Below are 13,294 nucleotides of genomic sequence, written 5' to 3'. Positions count from 1 at the left end.
GCCAGGCGGCGCCATGCCCCACCTGAGCGAGTTGCGTCCGTCACACCGGCAAGGCTAAGGCCCCGAGCGCTCGCTCGGGGCCTCGACCAGTGACTGGGAAGCCTCAGCCGTTGACCTTGTTCAGGGCGGCGACGGCCTCCTCGAACTCGCTGACGAGGCTGGCCATGACGTCGGCGACCGGGCGCACCTCGTTCATCCGACCCACGATCTGCCCGACGGGCATCGAGATCACGTCGGGGTCGTTGGAGGCGACGATCCGGTTGTGCGCCTCGGCGACGAGGAGGTTCTGCAGCGGCATCGGCAGCGGCTGCGGGGCGCCCTCCTCCGCCCAGGCCTCGGTCCACTTGGTCTTGAGCAGGCGGGCCGGCTTGCCGGTGTAGACGCGGGTGCGCACGGTGTCGGCCGACGTGGCGCGGGTGAAGGCCGTCTCCCACGCGGAGTGGTTGGCCGAGAGGTTGCGGTACTCCTCGGTGCCGAGCCAGATCGACCCGGTCCACACGCCCTGGGCGCCGAGGGCCAGGGACGCGGCGACCTGGCGACCGGAGCCGATGCCACCGGCGCCGAGCACCGGGACGTCGGGACCGACGGCGTCGTGGGCGCGGGTGTCGTCGGGCTCGCGCCCGGCGTCGGCGTCGTGGCGTCGGCGCTGGAACTGGGGCTGGGGCTGGGCGAGGCGCCGACCGAGCGCTCGCTGGCCCGGATCGCGTTCTTGATCAGCCCGTGGATCTGGGCGTAGTCGGGGTCGACGACCGAGATCAGCGGCGGCACGAGCGAGACCGTGCGGATCTTGGTCGACCGTGCCTTGAGCGCGAGGTCGGCGAACTCGCCCAGCTCCTCCGACGGCATGTTCGTGGAGATGAGCTGCGCACCCGACTTCGCGAGGTCGGTGGCGTTGAGCAGCACCTTCTGCGGGCTGAGCTGGTCGAGCATGGCGCTCATGAGGCACTTCTGACGGCCCATGCGCGTGAAGTCGTCGGACTGGACCCGGCTGCGCGCGTACCAGAGCGCCTCGTTGCCGTCGAGACGTTGCAGCCCCGGCTCGATGTAGCGCTGCTGGTCGAGGTCGTCGTGGCCGAACATCGCCAGCCGCGTCCTGACGTCGATCTCGACCCCGCCGACGGCGTCGACGAGGGAGCTGAAGCCGCGCAGGTTGATCATGACGTAGTAGTTGATCGGCAGGTCGGTCACGCCCTCGACGGCGTCGATCGTCGCCTCCAGACCCGGGTCCTTGGCGCCCGGGTAGAGGTCGGTGCGGCCCTCGGCCTCGGTGTGCACCGCGTTGAGCAGGCACTCCGAGCCGCAGTTGTAGCCGTACGGGTAGAGCTGACGCATGGGCGAGCCTTCGCGGAAGGGCACGTCCTCCAGGTTGCGCGGCAGGGACACCAGGACGGTGCTGCCGGTCGAGGCGTCGATGCTGACGACCGTCATCGAGTCCGGACGGATGCCCGTGCGGCCCTTCCCGGAGTCCGAGCCGATCAGCAGGATGTTGTAGCGACCTTGCAACGGCGGGCTCGTCGTCGTGGCGGTGAACACCTCCTGCACGGCCTGCCGGCCGGCGTTGCTGACCTGCGACGCGTAGAGCGCGACGCCGAGCACCCCGGCCACGAGGGCCGTGTTGACCACGAGCACGACCGCCGCCCGCGCCCGGGTCAGCTGCAACGGTCGCGCCAGGCGCCAGGCGTCGACGAAGAGAGCCGTCCACGCGACCGCCACCGCGGCGACGCCGAAGCGGAACACCTGGAGGACGTCGGGGTCGGTGACCAGACCGATCAGGCCCGCCCGGTCGTCGCGGTAGGACAGTGCGAGCCATCCGAGGGCGACGAGCCCGAGCGCGTAGAGACCGAGCGCGACCCGTCCCACCCACCGGTTGCCGACGGCGAGCTGCGCGGAGCCGGGCGCGACGGCGGACAGCAGGCACAGGCGCAGTGCTCGACGGAACCGGGCCCTGGGGGGAAGCTCGTCGGTGCTCGTGCTGAGCACCTTCGCTCGACGACGGGTCATGGTTCCTCGCGGCTGGGGGTCCTGGCGAAGACCCATGATCCCCCACGGGTCCAAGCCCTACCGATCAGCACGTCGGCTCAGCAGGTCGCGTCGACGTCGTCGGTCTGGTTCGCCCGCGTCGGGTCCTTGGCCGGGGCGCCGGTCCCGGTCCCGGCCGAGGTCGCGGTGGAGCTCGCGGCGGGCGCCTGCGGCGTCAGGGTCGTGAGCGACGCGGCGAGGATGCCGTCGGTCGCCGGGCGTCCGCCGTGTCCCTCGGAGGTGGCGATGGCCCGGCTGATGAGCGTGCGGACCTTGTCGTAGTCGGGGTTGCCGGTGTAGATCACCGGCGGCACGAGCGAGACCGAGGAGACCGGCTGCGACTTCGCCTTCAGCGCGAGCTCCATGAACACGTTGAGGTCGCGTGCCGGGATGTCGGTGTCGAGCAGCGTCTTGCTGGAGTCGGCGATCTTCTCGACGTTCATGAGCACCTTGCGCGGGCTGAGCTCGCGCAGCATGGCGGTCATGACGCACTTCTGGCGTCCCATGCGGGAGAAGTCGTTGTTCAGCACGCGGCTGCGGGCGTACCAGAGCGCCTGCTCGCCGTTGAGCTTGCGGCGTCCGGCCTCCACGTACTGCTGCTTCCAGGCGTCGTCGTGGCCGAACATCGGCGTGCGCTCCTGGACGTCGACCGTGACCCCGCCGACGGCGTCGACGAGCTTGGCGAAGCCGGCCATGTTGACCAGGGCGTAGTAGTTGAGCCGCAGCCCGGTGATCTCCTCGACGGCGTCGATCGTCGCCTGGATGCCGGGCGTGCGCTCGCCGACCTTCTTCACGCCGAGCTCCTGCGCGTGGTCCTCGGCCCAGGTGTTGACGGCGTTGAGGTAGCAGCCCTCGCAGTCGAAGGTCTTCGGGAACTCCTTCTTCATGAAGGAGTCCGACGGGAACGGGACGTCCTCGAGGTTGCGGGGCAGCCCGATGATCACGGTCCGGCCGGTCTTGGCGTCGATGCTGGCCACGTTGAGCGAGTCCGGACGCATGCCGGTGCGGTCGGCGCCAGAGTCCGAGCCCATGAGCAGCACGTTGTAGCGGCCGTCGGCCGGCTTCGACGTGGTGGTGGCGGCGAAGACGGTGTCGATCACGCCGGTGCTCACGCTGACGAGGTGCGCCGCGAACACGAGCGCCCCGGCCGTGACCAGGCAGAGCGCGCCGTTGAGGCCCGCGACCCACGGGCGGTGGCGACGCGCGAGCCGCAGCGGCTGGCCGAGCCGCCAGGCGTCCACGATGAGCACCGCCCAGAAGACGGCGCCGGCGAGCAGCAGGAAGCGCAGCAGGGTCAGCAGGCGGGCGTCGGTCATGAGCCCCATGAGGCTGGTGCGCGCGAAGAGCGCGAGGAGGAGAAGCACCGCGCCGGCGACGAGGCAGGCGATCCACACGCGCAGCGCCACCCGACCGAGTCGCTTGTTCCCGGCCGCCACCTGGGCCGAGCCGGGCACGACGAGCGTCATCAGCGTGAGCGTCAGCGCCCGGCGCAGCTGGATGCGCTCGGACGCGGTCCGGGTCGTCGAGGTACGGGATGAGGTCGGGCGGTCGTCGTGCATGTCGTCCTCGGGGTCGCTGCCAGGGGGAAGAGCAGGGCGAGCAGGTCCCGACGATGGTCACACAAAGTCTCGACCTCGAGTCGAGGGCGCGCCGAGCGATCTGCGTTTCCCGAGCCGCACCTGCTTTTCGGCTGAGGATCGGCGTGAACACGTCGTGCGCGGTCCCCGCTCGGCTAGGTTCTGTGCCATGGCACAGGAGCGTCCGGAGGACCGTTACGACTGGCTCTACGGTTCCGACGGCGGCCGCGGGGAGCCCGCACCCACGCGGCAGCAGCCCGCGGCGTCGCGACGCCGGGGCGACGACCTGCCGCCGCCCAACCTGCCGCCGCCGGGCGGCGGACGGACCGAGCGCGGACGTGACCGCTCGGGCGGCGGGCGACGGCGCGGCAAGGCGCGATGGGTGCTCCTGCTGCTGGTGGCGTGGCTCGTCTTCCTCGTGGGCACGCCGCTGTACGCGTACTCGACGTCGACGAAGGTGCCCTTCGAGCCCGAGGGCGACCGACCCGGCGAGCAGCCCGGCACGACGTTCCTGCTGGTGGGCTCCGACAGTCGCGCCGGCCTGAGCGCCCAGGAGCAGCGCGAGCTCGCGACGGGCGGCGACGGCGGCGGACGGGGTCGCACCGACACGATCATGCTGCTGCACACGGGGGCCGGACCGTCGACGCTCGTCTCCATCCCGCGCGACTCGATGGTGCAGGTGCCGGGCTACGGCACCACGAAGATCAACGCCGCCTACGCCTACGGCGGGCCGGCCCTGCTGACGCAGACGGTCGAGCAGAACACCGGCATCCGGGTCGACGACTACGTCGAGATCGGGTTCGGCGGCCTGGTCAAGGTCGTGGACGCCCTCGGCGGTGTCGAGATCTGCCCGAAGGAGGCGATCAAGGACCGCGACTCCGGGTTGGACGTGAAGGCGGGCTGCCAGGAGGCCGACGGGCGGACCGCCCTCGCGTACTCCCGCAACCGGCACAGCTACGCGACGCAGGACATCCAGCGGGTACAGAGCCAGCGCGAGGTCATCGCCGGCATCGCCAGCAAGGCCGCGTCGCCGTGGACGGTCATCAACCCGGTCCGCTACTGGGGCGTGAACACCGGCGCCGCGTCGGCCGTGCAGATCGGCGAGGGAACCGGCCCGTACGCGTTGCTCAAGTTCGCCCTCGGGCTGCGCTCGGCGATGGGCGACGGCGGCCAGAGCTGCACGGTGCCGCTCGCGGACTTCTCGGTGCGCTGGGACCCCGAGCGCAGCAAGCAGCTCTTCGACCTGATCGCCGCCGATCGCACGGGCAGCATCGGCAGGCTCTGCACGCCCGACGGGCTGCCCCCGAAGAGCTGACGACGGCGCCGGGGTCGAGCGCGGCTCAGACCTCTCGGCCCACCGTGCGGTAGGTGCGGTCGTGGTAGACGAGCGGCTCCCCGACGGGCCCGAGGCGCACGTCGCGCACCTCGGCGACGACGACCACGGCCTCCCCCACCGGGACGGTCGTGATCGGGACGCAGCGCAGCGACGCGACGGCCCCCGGCAGCGTCGTCCCGTCCTCGTCGACCACCCAGCCCTGCGCCGGGGTAAAGCGCTCCCCTGCCGACCGCCCGTAGGCGTCGGCGACGTCGACCAGGTCGGCGGGCAGCAGGTGCACGTCGATCACGTCGGCGGCGGCGACCACCTGGGCGGTCCGGCTGCTGGTGAGCACCGAGAACGAGAGGGCCGGCGGGTGGGCGGACACGGAGGCCACGCTCGAGGCCGTGAGCCCGACGGGACCGTCCGGTCCGAGTGCCGTCACGACGGCCACGCCGGTCGCGTGCCGTCGGAACGCGGCCTTCAGCAGCTCCGCCCGGCCGTCGCCGTCGGTGCTGCTGGTCACCGTGCGGCCGTCGGCGGCGTCGGGGCGTCGTGCTGCGTCTCGCGTGTCCACGCTCTCGACGATAGGACCTCGAGCGCACTCGAGGTCAATCGAGGACGCCCCATCCACTCCCGCGCGATGTCGTCGGCTGCCCGGCGACCCTGGCCGGAAGGGGCCACGCGACCTAGTCCTTCGGGATGATCTTCGGCGCGTCCACCGCCGGAGGGTCCGCGGGCTCGTTGAACAAGTTCCGCGCACCTTCACCCCGTAGAGGACCACCATGCCCCTGCACCTCCGACGGCCGACCGCGGCCCTCGCCGCCCTGGTCCTGCCAGGTCTCCTCGCCCTGGCTGCACCAGCGACCGCCGCCCCTGCACCACAGGCCACCGGCCAGCTCGTCGGCGACCTCGCCACCGGCCGGACGCTGACGGTCGACCCGTCGGCCGCGCCGGCGCCCGCCGGTGACGCGCCCGTGTACCGCGGGGTGTTCCGCTTCAGCTCGAGCACCTGCTCGGGCGGCGGCGAGCGCCGCGCCGCCGCCGACGCGACGACCGTGACGGTGCCGCAGGACGCGCTGTTCACGTCCGACGTGGGCGCCTACTACGCCCTCAGCTGGGACGTCGCCGGGTCTCCGGTCGCCGGCCAGTGCTACGGCCCGGTGCAGCGCGGCTTCTCCTCCCTGAGTGTCGACTACTCCCCCGCGCAGCCCGCGCAGGGAGTCGAGCTGACCGCGACGGGCTCCGTCAGCCCCGACACCGACCTGAACGGGACGACGAGGCGCAGCTACGCCTGGTTCCTCGACGGCCGCCAGGCCGGTACCGGGCCCACGTTCACGCCGACCGCCGACGCGGCCGGCCAGGAGCTGGTGCTGACCGTCACCGCGACGCGCTCCGGCTACGCGGACCAGACCGCCTCGACCGAGCCCCGTCGGGTCCCCCAGAGGGTCATCGGCGCCCCGGCGCCGACGATCGACGACACGACGCCGGCCGTCGGGCAGCTGCTGACGGCCTCCGACGGCTTCGGCGCGGCACCCCGTCCCGACGGCCTGTCGACCACCTACCGCTGGGGCACCGTCGCCGACGACGCCACCTGCACGGTCGCGGGCGCCGCGTCGCCCACCCACCGGGTCGTGCGCGCCGAGCTGGGTCGTCGCCTGTGCGTCGTCTCCTCGCTGAGCGCACCGGGTCACGACCCGGAGTCGCACACGTCGGCGCCCACCGAGGCGGTCGTCGCCGGCACGTTCACCGTCCGTCCGACCATCGACGACACGACGCCGGTGGTCGGCCAGAAGCTCACCGCGAGCCCCGGCACGGACGACGCGGGCGTGAGCGTCACCTACCGCTGGGGTCGCGACGACGCCGGCGAGTGCAACCTCCTCGACGACGGCTCCGCCGGCGCCACCTACACCGTGCGGGCCGCCGACCTCGCCAGCCGGCTCTGCGTGCGCGGCTCCTACAGCTCGACCGGCTACGAGCCGGCCACGCGCACCTCGGACCCGACGGCAGCGGTCGCCCGAGGCACCCTCGTCCCCGCGACCCCGACCATCGACGACACGACGCCGACGTTCGGCGACGTGCTGACCGCCACCCAGCCGCGCGACGGCCTGCCCGCCGAGGCGCTGGCCTCGTTCCGCTGGGGCACCGTGTCGGGCACGGGCGCGTCGGCCACCTGCACGACGGCGGGCGACGCGGGCGCCCAGCACACCGTCGCCGCCGACGAGGTCGGAGCGCGCCTGTGCGTGGTCTCCACCGTGTCCGCCGACGGCTACACGTCGGGCACCGCGACGTCGGCGCCGACGTCGGTGGCCGTCGAGGCCTCCCTCGACGCGCCGACGCCGACCGTCGTCAACACGTCCCGCACGAACGGCGCACCGCGGATCGACGACGTCCTCGAGGCGCGCACCGACACGACGGGCCTCCCGGCGGGCACCCGCGTCGACCTCGCGTGGGGTCGCCTGACCGGCACCGGCGCGAACGCCACCTGCACGCCGACGGGCGCGGCGGGCTCGACCGGCACGAAGTACACCGTGACCGCCGCCGACGGCGGGTCGTCCGTGTGCGTGGTCGCGACCGCGAGCCGCACGGGCCACACCACCGACCGCGCGTCGTCCGCCGGCACCCCCGTCGTGCTGAAGCGCGTCGGCGCCCTGACCACCCCGATGGTCACCGGCGGCTCGAGCGCGCCGCGTCCGGGCGAGCTCCTGCAGGTCGCGCGACCGGCGACGGCCCCGCAGGACGCGACCGTCACCGTCGCCTGGGGCCGGGTGCGCGGCGGCGCGTGCGTGGCCAACGGGGCCACCGGCTCGAGCTACCGGGTCACGGTCGCCGACCTCGGCAGGTCGCTGTGCGCGACGACGACGGTCGGCGGACCGGCGTACGAGAAGGACGTCAGCGTCGTCTCGACCCGCCAGGCGCTCGTGACCGAGCGGGCGCGGCTCGCCGTCGACGACCGGACGGTCGTCGGACGCCAGAAGGTCGCGGTGCGCGGCTACGGCCTGCGTCCCGGCCAGACCTACCGGCTGCTCGCCCTCGGCCGCGTCGTCGAGCGGGGCACGGTCGCGGCGAACGGCCGCTACGTCGGGACCTACCGGTTCCCGTCGAGCACCACGAGCCACCCGGGCCGTGCGATCCGGCTCGTCGTCTCCGACGCGTCCGGTCGCCGGACGTTCGACGCGACGGTGAAGGTCACCTACCGCCGCTGAACGCGACGAGGGGGCGTCCACCGCACGGTGGGCGCCCCCTTGGCACGTCCCGGCCCGGGCGTCGGCCCGGCCACGGAGCCCGGTTCAGAGGGTCGACTGCACGCCCGCGAGGAGCTGGCGGGCCATGACGATCCGCTGGACCTGGTTGGTGCCTTCGTAGATCTGGGTGATCTTCGCGTCGCGCATCATCCGCTCGACGGGGTAGTCGCGCGTGTACCCGTAGCCGCCGAGCAGCTGCACGGCGTCGAGGGTCACCTGCATGGCGGTGTCGGACGCGAACGCCTTGGCGGCGGCACCGAAGAAGGTCAGGTCGTCGTCGCCGCGCTCGGAGCGGCCCGCCGCCGCGTACGTGAGCTGACGGGCGGCCTCGACCTTCATGCCCATGTCGGCGAGCATGAACTGCACGCCCTGGAAGTCGCTGATCGGCTTGCCGAACTGCTGGCGCTCCTGCACGTACCCGAGCGCGTAGTCGAGCGCACCCTGCGCGACGCCGACCGCCTGCGCGGCGATCGTGATGCGGGTGTGGTCGAGCGTCTGCATCGCGAGCGCGAAGCCCTGGCCGACGTCGCCGATGATGCGGTCCTCGGGGATGCGCACGGCGTCGAGGTAGACCTCGCGGGTGGGCGATCCCTTGATGCCGAGCTTCTTCTCGGGCGCCCCGAAGGAGACGCCCTCGTCGGTCGCCTCGACGACGAAGGCGGTGATGCCCTTGCTGCGCTGAGCCGGGTCGACCTGCGCGAGGACCGTGTAGAACGCCGACTCGCCGGCGTTGCTGATCCACCGCTTGGTGCCGTCGAGCACCCAGTGGTCGCCGTCGCGGACGGCACGGGTCTTCTGGTTGGCGGCGTCGGAGCCCGCGTCGGGCTCGGACAGGCAGTAGCTGAAGCCCTCACCGGCCGCGAGCCGCGACAGGTAGTTCTTCTTGAGGGTCTCGTCGCCGCCGAGGATGACCGGCAGCGAGCCGAGCTTGTTCACGGCGGGGATCAGCGAGCTCGAGACGCAGACCCGCGCGACCTCCTCGATGACGAGGACGGTGGCGAGCGCGTCGGCGCCGGCTCCCCCGTACTCCTCGGGCACGTGCGGGGCGTGGAAGTCCGCGGCGACGAGCGCGTCGTGCGCCTCGCGCGGGTAGCGGGCCTCCTCGTCGACCTGCGCGGCGTACGGCGCGACCTTCGCCTCGGCGACGGCGCGGACGGCCTCGCGGATGGCCTGGTGCTCCTCGGACAGCACGAACATGTCGGTCACGGCTACGGCTCCGAATCCCTGGGTGAGACAACGCTCATGTTTAGTTGGACGACCTACTAATCGTACGTCGGCGTGCCACGACCCAGGCTGCCGGGTCCGGTGGGGTCGCCCACACTGGTGCCGTGACCACCCAGCGCTTCGACGGACACATCACCGGCCTCGGCACCGCGAGCGGCACCCGCGTCGTCGTGGGCATCTGGGACCACAGCCCCTACGGTGCCTTCGCCGACGCGATGGTCGAGCGGCCCGACGGCCACCGCGTCCTGCTCGCGCCGGACGAACGGATCGCCGACCTCGTCTCGGCCACCTACACCTTCGACGACGTCCGGATCGTGCCCGTCGCCGTCGACGGCTGGGGCATCCTCGCCGGTCCGCTGGAGGCGCACTGGACCCCGGGCGTGCGCGCGCCCATCGGCTGGCTCCTGCAGGCCGTGCCCGGGCCGCTCGGACGGCTCGAGGCGTGGGCCCGGCTCTGCGACCCGATCGCCCGGCGGGTCATGCCGGGCGTGCGCACCCACGGCACCGCGGGCCAGGGCCGGACGGAGTGGTACGCCGCCTCCGACGCGTGGCGCGTCGAGGCCGCGACGATCACCTGGGACGGCAAGGACCTCGGCCCGCTCGCCCCCGTCGACCCGCCGGTCCGCTTCGGCTTCGGCTCGGCGCCCCGCACGCCCACGCTCACCCGCGTCACGTCCTTCATCCGCGACCACTGAGTCGCGCGAGCGGCTCCTGGACCGGCCCCCGGTCGTCCTAGGGTGGCCGGCATGGGACGCATCCACGACGTCGACGAGCTGCGCGCCGTTCTCGGCGCACCGATGCCGCGCGCGGCCGCGAAGGACCGCCAGCGGCTCCACCCCGAGCACGTCGCCTGGCTGGAGGCGTCGCCGTTCTGCCTGCTCGCGACCTCCGGCGCCGACGGCACCTGCGACGTCTCGCCCAAGGGCGACCCCGCCGGGTCGCTGGTGCACGTCGTCGACAAGCACACCCTGGCGATCGCGGAGCGACCTGGGAACCGCCGGGCCGACGGGTACGTGAACGTGCTCGCGAACCCGCACGTCGGGCTGCTGTCGGTCGTGCCGGGACGCGGCGACACGCTGCGCGTCAACGGCACCGCCCGGCTGCTGCGCACCGACGACGACCCGCCGGCCTACGTCGACGCCCTCGTCGTGCGCGGGCACCGGCCGGTGCTGGTCTGCGAGGTCAGCGTCGAGCAGGTGTTCTTCCACTGCTCGAAGGCGTTCCTGCGCTCCCACCTCTGGGAGCCGGACACCTGGCACCCCGACGCCGTGCCGTCGCGCTCGGAGATCGCGCACGCGCTCGAGCGCTCGGACCAGACGCTCGAGGAGGTCCGCGCCTACTACGAGGGTCCCGGCTACCAGGCGCAGCTCTACTGACACCTCCGCCGCACCACGCGGACCGCGGGAGCGACGAAGATCACACCCGATCACGACCATGTCACACCGTTTCGACTCGCCCCGTACCCCCGGTACGAGAGACCCTGGAAGGCGCTGCAGACGTCGACCACGTCGGTGCCCCTGACACCAGGAGACCTTGCGTTGAACTCGCCCACCCCCGCCACCCGCCCGTCCGCCACCCCCGAGCGCATCACGACCGACGTGCTCCTCGTGGGCGCCGGGATCATGAGCGCCACGCTCGGCTCGCTGCTGAAGTCGCTGCAGCCCGACTGGTCGATGACGCTGCTGGAGCGGCTGGACCAGCCCGGCCTGGAGAGCTCCGGCCCGTGGAACAACGCCGGCACCGGCCACTCCGCGCTCTGCGAGCTCAACTACACGCCGAAGACCGCCGACGGCGGCGTCGACGTCTCCAAGGCCATCACGGTCAACGAGCAGTTCCAGCTCTCGCGCCAGTTCTGGGCCCACGGGGTCGACAACGGGCTGCTCAAGGACCCGTCGTCGTTCATCAACCCCGTCCCCCACGTCAGCTTCGTGCGCGGCACGGAGAACGTCGACTACCTGCGCAAGCGCTACGACGCACTCGCCGGCCACCCGCTCTTCGCGGGGCTGGAGTGGGTGCACGACCACGATGAGTTCGCCCGCCGCCTCCCGCTGATGGCCGAGGGTCGCGACCCGTCCGAGGACGTCGCGGTCAGCTGGACCGACCACGGCACCGACGTCGACTTCGGCTCGCTCACCGCGCAGCTGCTCGGGAACCTGTCGAGCCAGGGCGCGGACATCCGCTACCGCCACCAGGTCAAGGGCCTCAAGCGCGACACCGACGGCACGTGGCGCGTCAAGGTCAAGGACCTCGACGGCGGCCGCACGATCTGGATCTCGGCGAAGTTCGTCTTCGTCGGCGCCGGCGGTGGCGCGATCCAGTTGCTGCAGAAGGCGGGCATCGAGGAGATCAAGGGCTTCGCTGGCTTCCCCGTCAGCGGCGAGTTCATCCGCTGCCTCGACGAGACGGTCACCGCCAAGCACGAGGCGAAGGTCTACGGCATGGCCGCCGTCGGCGCGCCGCCGATGTCGGTGCCGCACCTCGACACGCGCGTGATCGGCGGGCAGCGCTCGCTGTTGTTCGGCCCGTACGCCGGCTGGACGCCCAAGTTCCTGAAGGAGGGGTCCTTCACCGACCTCCCGCTGTCGGTGCGTCCGCACAACCTGATGCCCATGGCCGCCGTCGGCGTGACGTCGTGGGGCCTCATCAAGTACCTGGTGCTCGAGCTCGCGAAGTCGCGCGGTCGCAAGGTCCAGGACCTGCAGGTCTTCGCCCCGCTCGCCGAGGAGGGCGACTGGGAGCTGATCACGGCCGGCCAGCGCGTGCAGGTGGTCCGCAAGAAGGGTCGCTTCGGCGGCTCGCTCGAGTTCGGCACGACGGTCGTCAACGCCTCCGACGGCACCATCGCGGGTCTGCTGGGTGCCTCGCCCGGCGCGTCGACCGCCGTCGCGGCCATGCTCGACGTGCTCGAGCGCTGCTTCCCGGGCCAGATCGACGGCTGGCGCCCGCAGCTCAAGGAGATCGTGCCGTCGTACGGGGTGTCGCTGGGCGACAACCCGACGCTCTACTCGGACCTGAAGACCTGGACGGACCGCTCGCTGGGCCTCGCCCAGGCCTGAGCTCCTCCGGCAGTCCTCACGTCTCGTGACGAGACGGGGGGACGAGCCGGGTCAGCGGTCGCGGATGGCGGCACCCTTGGCGCGCGCGGCCTCCGCGAGGGCGTCCTGGAAGTCGAGCACGCGCTGCGTGAGCTCGGGGTCGCCGACCGCGAGGATACGTGCGGCCAGCAGGCCCGCGTTGCGGGCGTTGCCGATCGAGACGGTCGCGACGGGCACGCCGGCGGGCATCTGGACGATCGACAGCAGCGAGTCCATGCCGTCGAGGTAGCGCAACGGCACCGGGACGCCGATGACGGGCAGCGGCGTGACCGCGGCCAGCATGCCGGGCAGGTGCGCGGCACCGCCGGCACCGGCCACGATCACCTCGAGGCCCCGGGTGTGGGCGTCGCGCCCGTAGGCCAGCATCTCGTCGGGCATGCGGTGCGCCGAGACCACGTCGGCCTCGTAGGCGATCCCCATCTCCTGGCAGGCGAGGGCTGCGGCCTCCATGACCGGCCAGTCCGAGTCCGACCCCATGACGATGCCCACGCGGGGCTGAGCGCTCATGGCGCCGACCCTACCGCCGGGCCTCCTCCCCCCACGCGGTGACTTCTCCACCGAACGGGGCCGGCGGTGCGTGGTCCGTCGGTCTCGTCCTGCTGCTGCACTGCCGCAGGGGGCCTGGGCTCGGTGCTGCGCGGCCGCAGGGGGCCTGGACTTGCTGCTGCGCTGCCGCAGGGGGTCTGGACCTGCTGGTGCGCTGCCGCAGGGGGTCCGGGCTTGCTGGTGCGCTGCCGCAGGGGGTCTGGACCTGCTGCTGCGCTGCCGCAGGGAGTCCGGGCTCGCTGGTGCGCTGCCTCGGCCTTCGCTGTGTCTGGT

10 protein-coding genes and 1 pseudogene are annotated in these 13,294 nt (G+C 72.6%); 5 read left to right on the top strand and 6 right to left on the bottom strand.

All coding sequences use genetic code 11. The features are described from left to right. Nucleotides 1-103 precede the first annotated feature (103 nt). The 3 genes and pseudogenes from A6Q79_RS08130 to A6Q79_RS08120 form a co-directional block, all read right to left on the bottom strand. Complete coding sequence (locus A6Q79_RS08130) at nucleotides 104-568, bottom strand: nitronate monooxygenase (RefSeq protein WP_317697649.1); 465 nt, start codon at nucleotides 566-568, stop codon at nucleotides 104-106. Nucleotides 569-927: 359 nt separating this feature from the next. Beyond that, nucleotides 928-1,428, bottom strand: a pseudogene (locus A6Q79_RS08125) (LCP family protein); the annotation flags it as partial. A 650-nt stretch (nucleotides 1,429-2,078) separates the two neighbouring features. Further along, the gene (locus A6Q79_RS08120) at nucleotides 2,079-3,578 is read right to left on the bottom strand and encodes an LCP family protein (protein ID WP_067855439.1); all 1,500 of its coding nucleotides are present in this window, start codon (nucleotides 3,576-3,578) and stop codon (nucleotides 2,079-2,081) included. A gap of 187 nt (nucleotides 3,579-3,765) precedes the next feature. On the opposite strand from A6Q79_RS08120, the gene A6Q79_RS08115 reads away from it, so the two are divergent. Then, a complete protein-coding gene (locus A6Q79_RS08115) occupies nucleotides 3,766-4,911 on the top strand; it encodes an LCP family protein (protein WP_286690762.1) in 1,146 nt (381 codons plus the stop codon). Between the two features lie 25 nt (nucleotides 4,912-4,936). Here the strand turns inward: A6Q79_RS08115 and A6Q79_RS08110 are convergent, their stop codons facing one another. Then, nucleotides 4,937-5,488 carry a flavin reductase family protein gene (locus A6Q79_RS08110; RefSeq protein ID WP_286690761.1) on the bottom strand — a complete coding sequence of 184 codons (552 nt, stop codon included), beginning with the start codon at nucleotides 5,486-5,488 and terminating at the stop codon, nucleotides 4,937-4,939. Nucleotides 5,489-5,696: 208 nt separating this feature from the next. Here A6Q79_RS08110 and A6Q79_RS08105 point away from each other — a divergent pair, with 208 nt between their 5' ends. After that, nucleotides 5,697-8,117, top strand: a complete 2,421-nt coding sequence (locus A6Q79_RS08105) for a hypothetical protein (RefSeq protein ID WP_286690760.1) — start codon at nucleotides 5,697-5,699, stop codon at nucleotides 8,115-8,117. An 84-nt stretch (nucleotides 8,118-8,201) separates the two neighbouring features. On the opposite strand, the gene A6Q79_RS08100 is transcribed toward A6Q79_RS08105, so the two are convergent. Then, the gene (locus A6Q79_RS08100; protein ID WP_067861363.1) at nucleotides 8,202-9,353 is read right to left on the bottom strand and encodes an acyl-CoA dehydrogenase family protein; all 1,152 of its coding nucleotides are present in this window, start codon (nucleotides 9,351-9,353) and stop codon (nucleotides 8,202-8,204) included. Between the two features lie 131 nt (nucleotides 9,354-9,484). Here A6Q79_RS08100 and A6Q79_RS08095 point away from each other — a divergent pair, with 131 nt between their 5' ends. The 3 genes from A6Q79_RS08095 to A6Q79_RS08085 all read left to right on the top strand — a co-directional run bounded on the left by A6Q79_RS08095 (nucleotide 9,485) and on the right by A6Q79_RS08085 (nucleotide 12,436). Further along, the gene (locus A6Q79_RS08095) at nucleotides 9,485-10,075 is read left to right on the top strand and encodes a hypothetical protein (RefSeq protein WP_067855430.1); all 591 of its coding nucleotides are present in this window, start codon (nucleotides 9,485-9,487) and stop codon (nucleotides 10,073-10,075) included. 51 nt (nucleotides 10,076-10,126) lie between these two features. Then, nucleotides 10,127-10,756, top strand: a complete 630-nt coding sequence (locus A6Q79_RS08090) for an MSMEG_1061 family FMN-dependent PPOX-type flavoprotein (protein WP_067861362.1) — start codon at nucleotides 10,127-10,129, stop codon at nucleotides 10,754-10,756. Between the two features lie 162 nt (nucleotides 10,757-10,918). Further along, complete coding sequence (locus tag A6Q79_RS08085) at nucleotides 10,919-12,436, top strand: malate:quinone oxidoreductase (RefSeq protein WP_286690759.1); 1,518 nt, start codon at nucleotides 10,919-10,921, stop codon at nucleotides 12,434-12,436. A 51-nt stretch (nucleotides 12,437-12,487) separates the two neighbouring features. Here A6Q79_RS08085 and purE read toward each other — a convergent pair whose 3' ends face one another. Further along, nucleotides 12,488-12,982 (bottom strand): 5-(carboxyamino)imidazole ribonucleotide mutase, encoded by a 495-nt coding sequence (gene purE, locus A6Q79_RS08080; RefSeq protein ID WP_067855423.1) that lies wholly within the window; start codon nucleotides 12,980-12,982, stop codon nucleotides 12,488-12,490. Between the last annotated feature and the right edge of the window lie 312 nt (nucleotides 12,983-13,294).

The organism is Aeromicrobium sp. REDSEA-S32_B7 (assembly GCF_001626145.1).
GTDB lineage: Bacteria > Actinomycetota > Actinomycetes > Propionibacteriales > Nocardioidaceae > Aeromicrobium > Aeromicrobium erythreum.
This window is presented reverse-complemented; position numbering and strand designations above follow the sequence as displayed.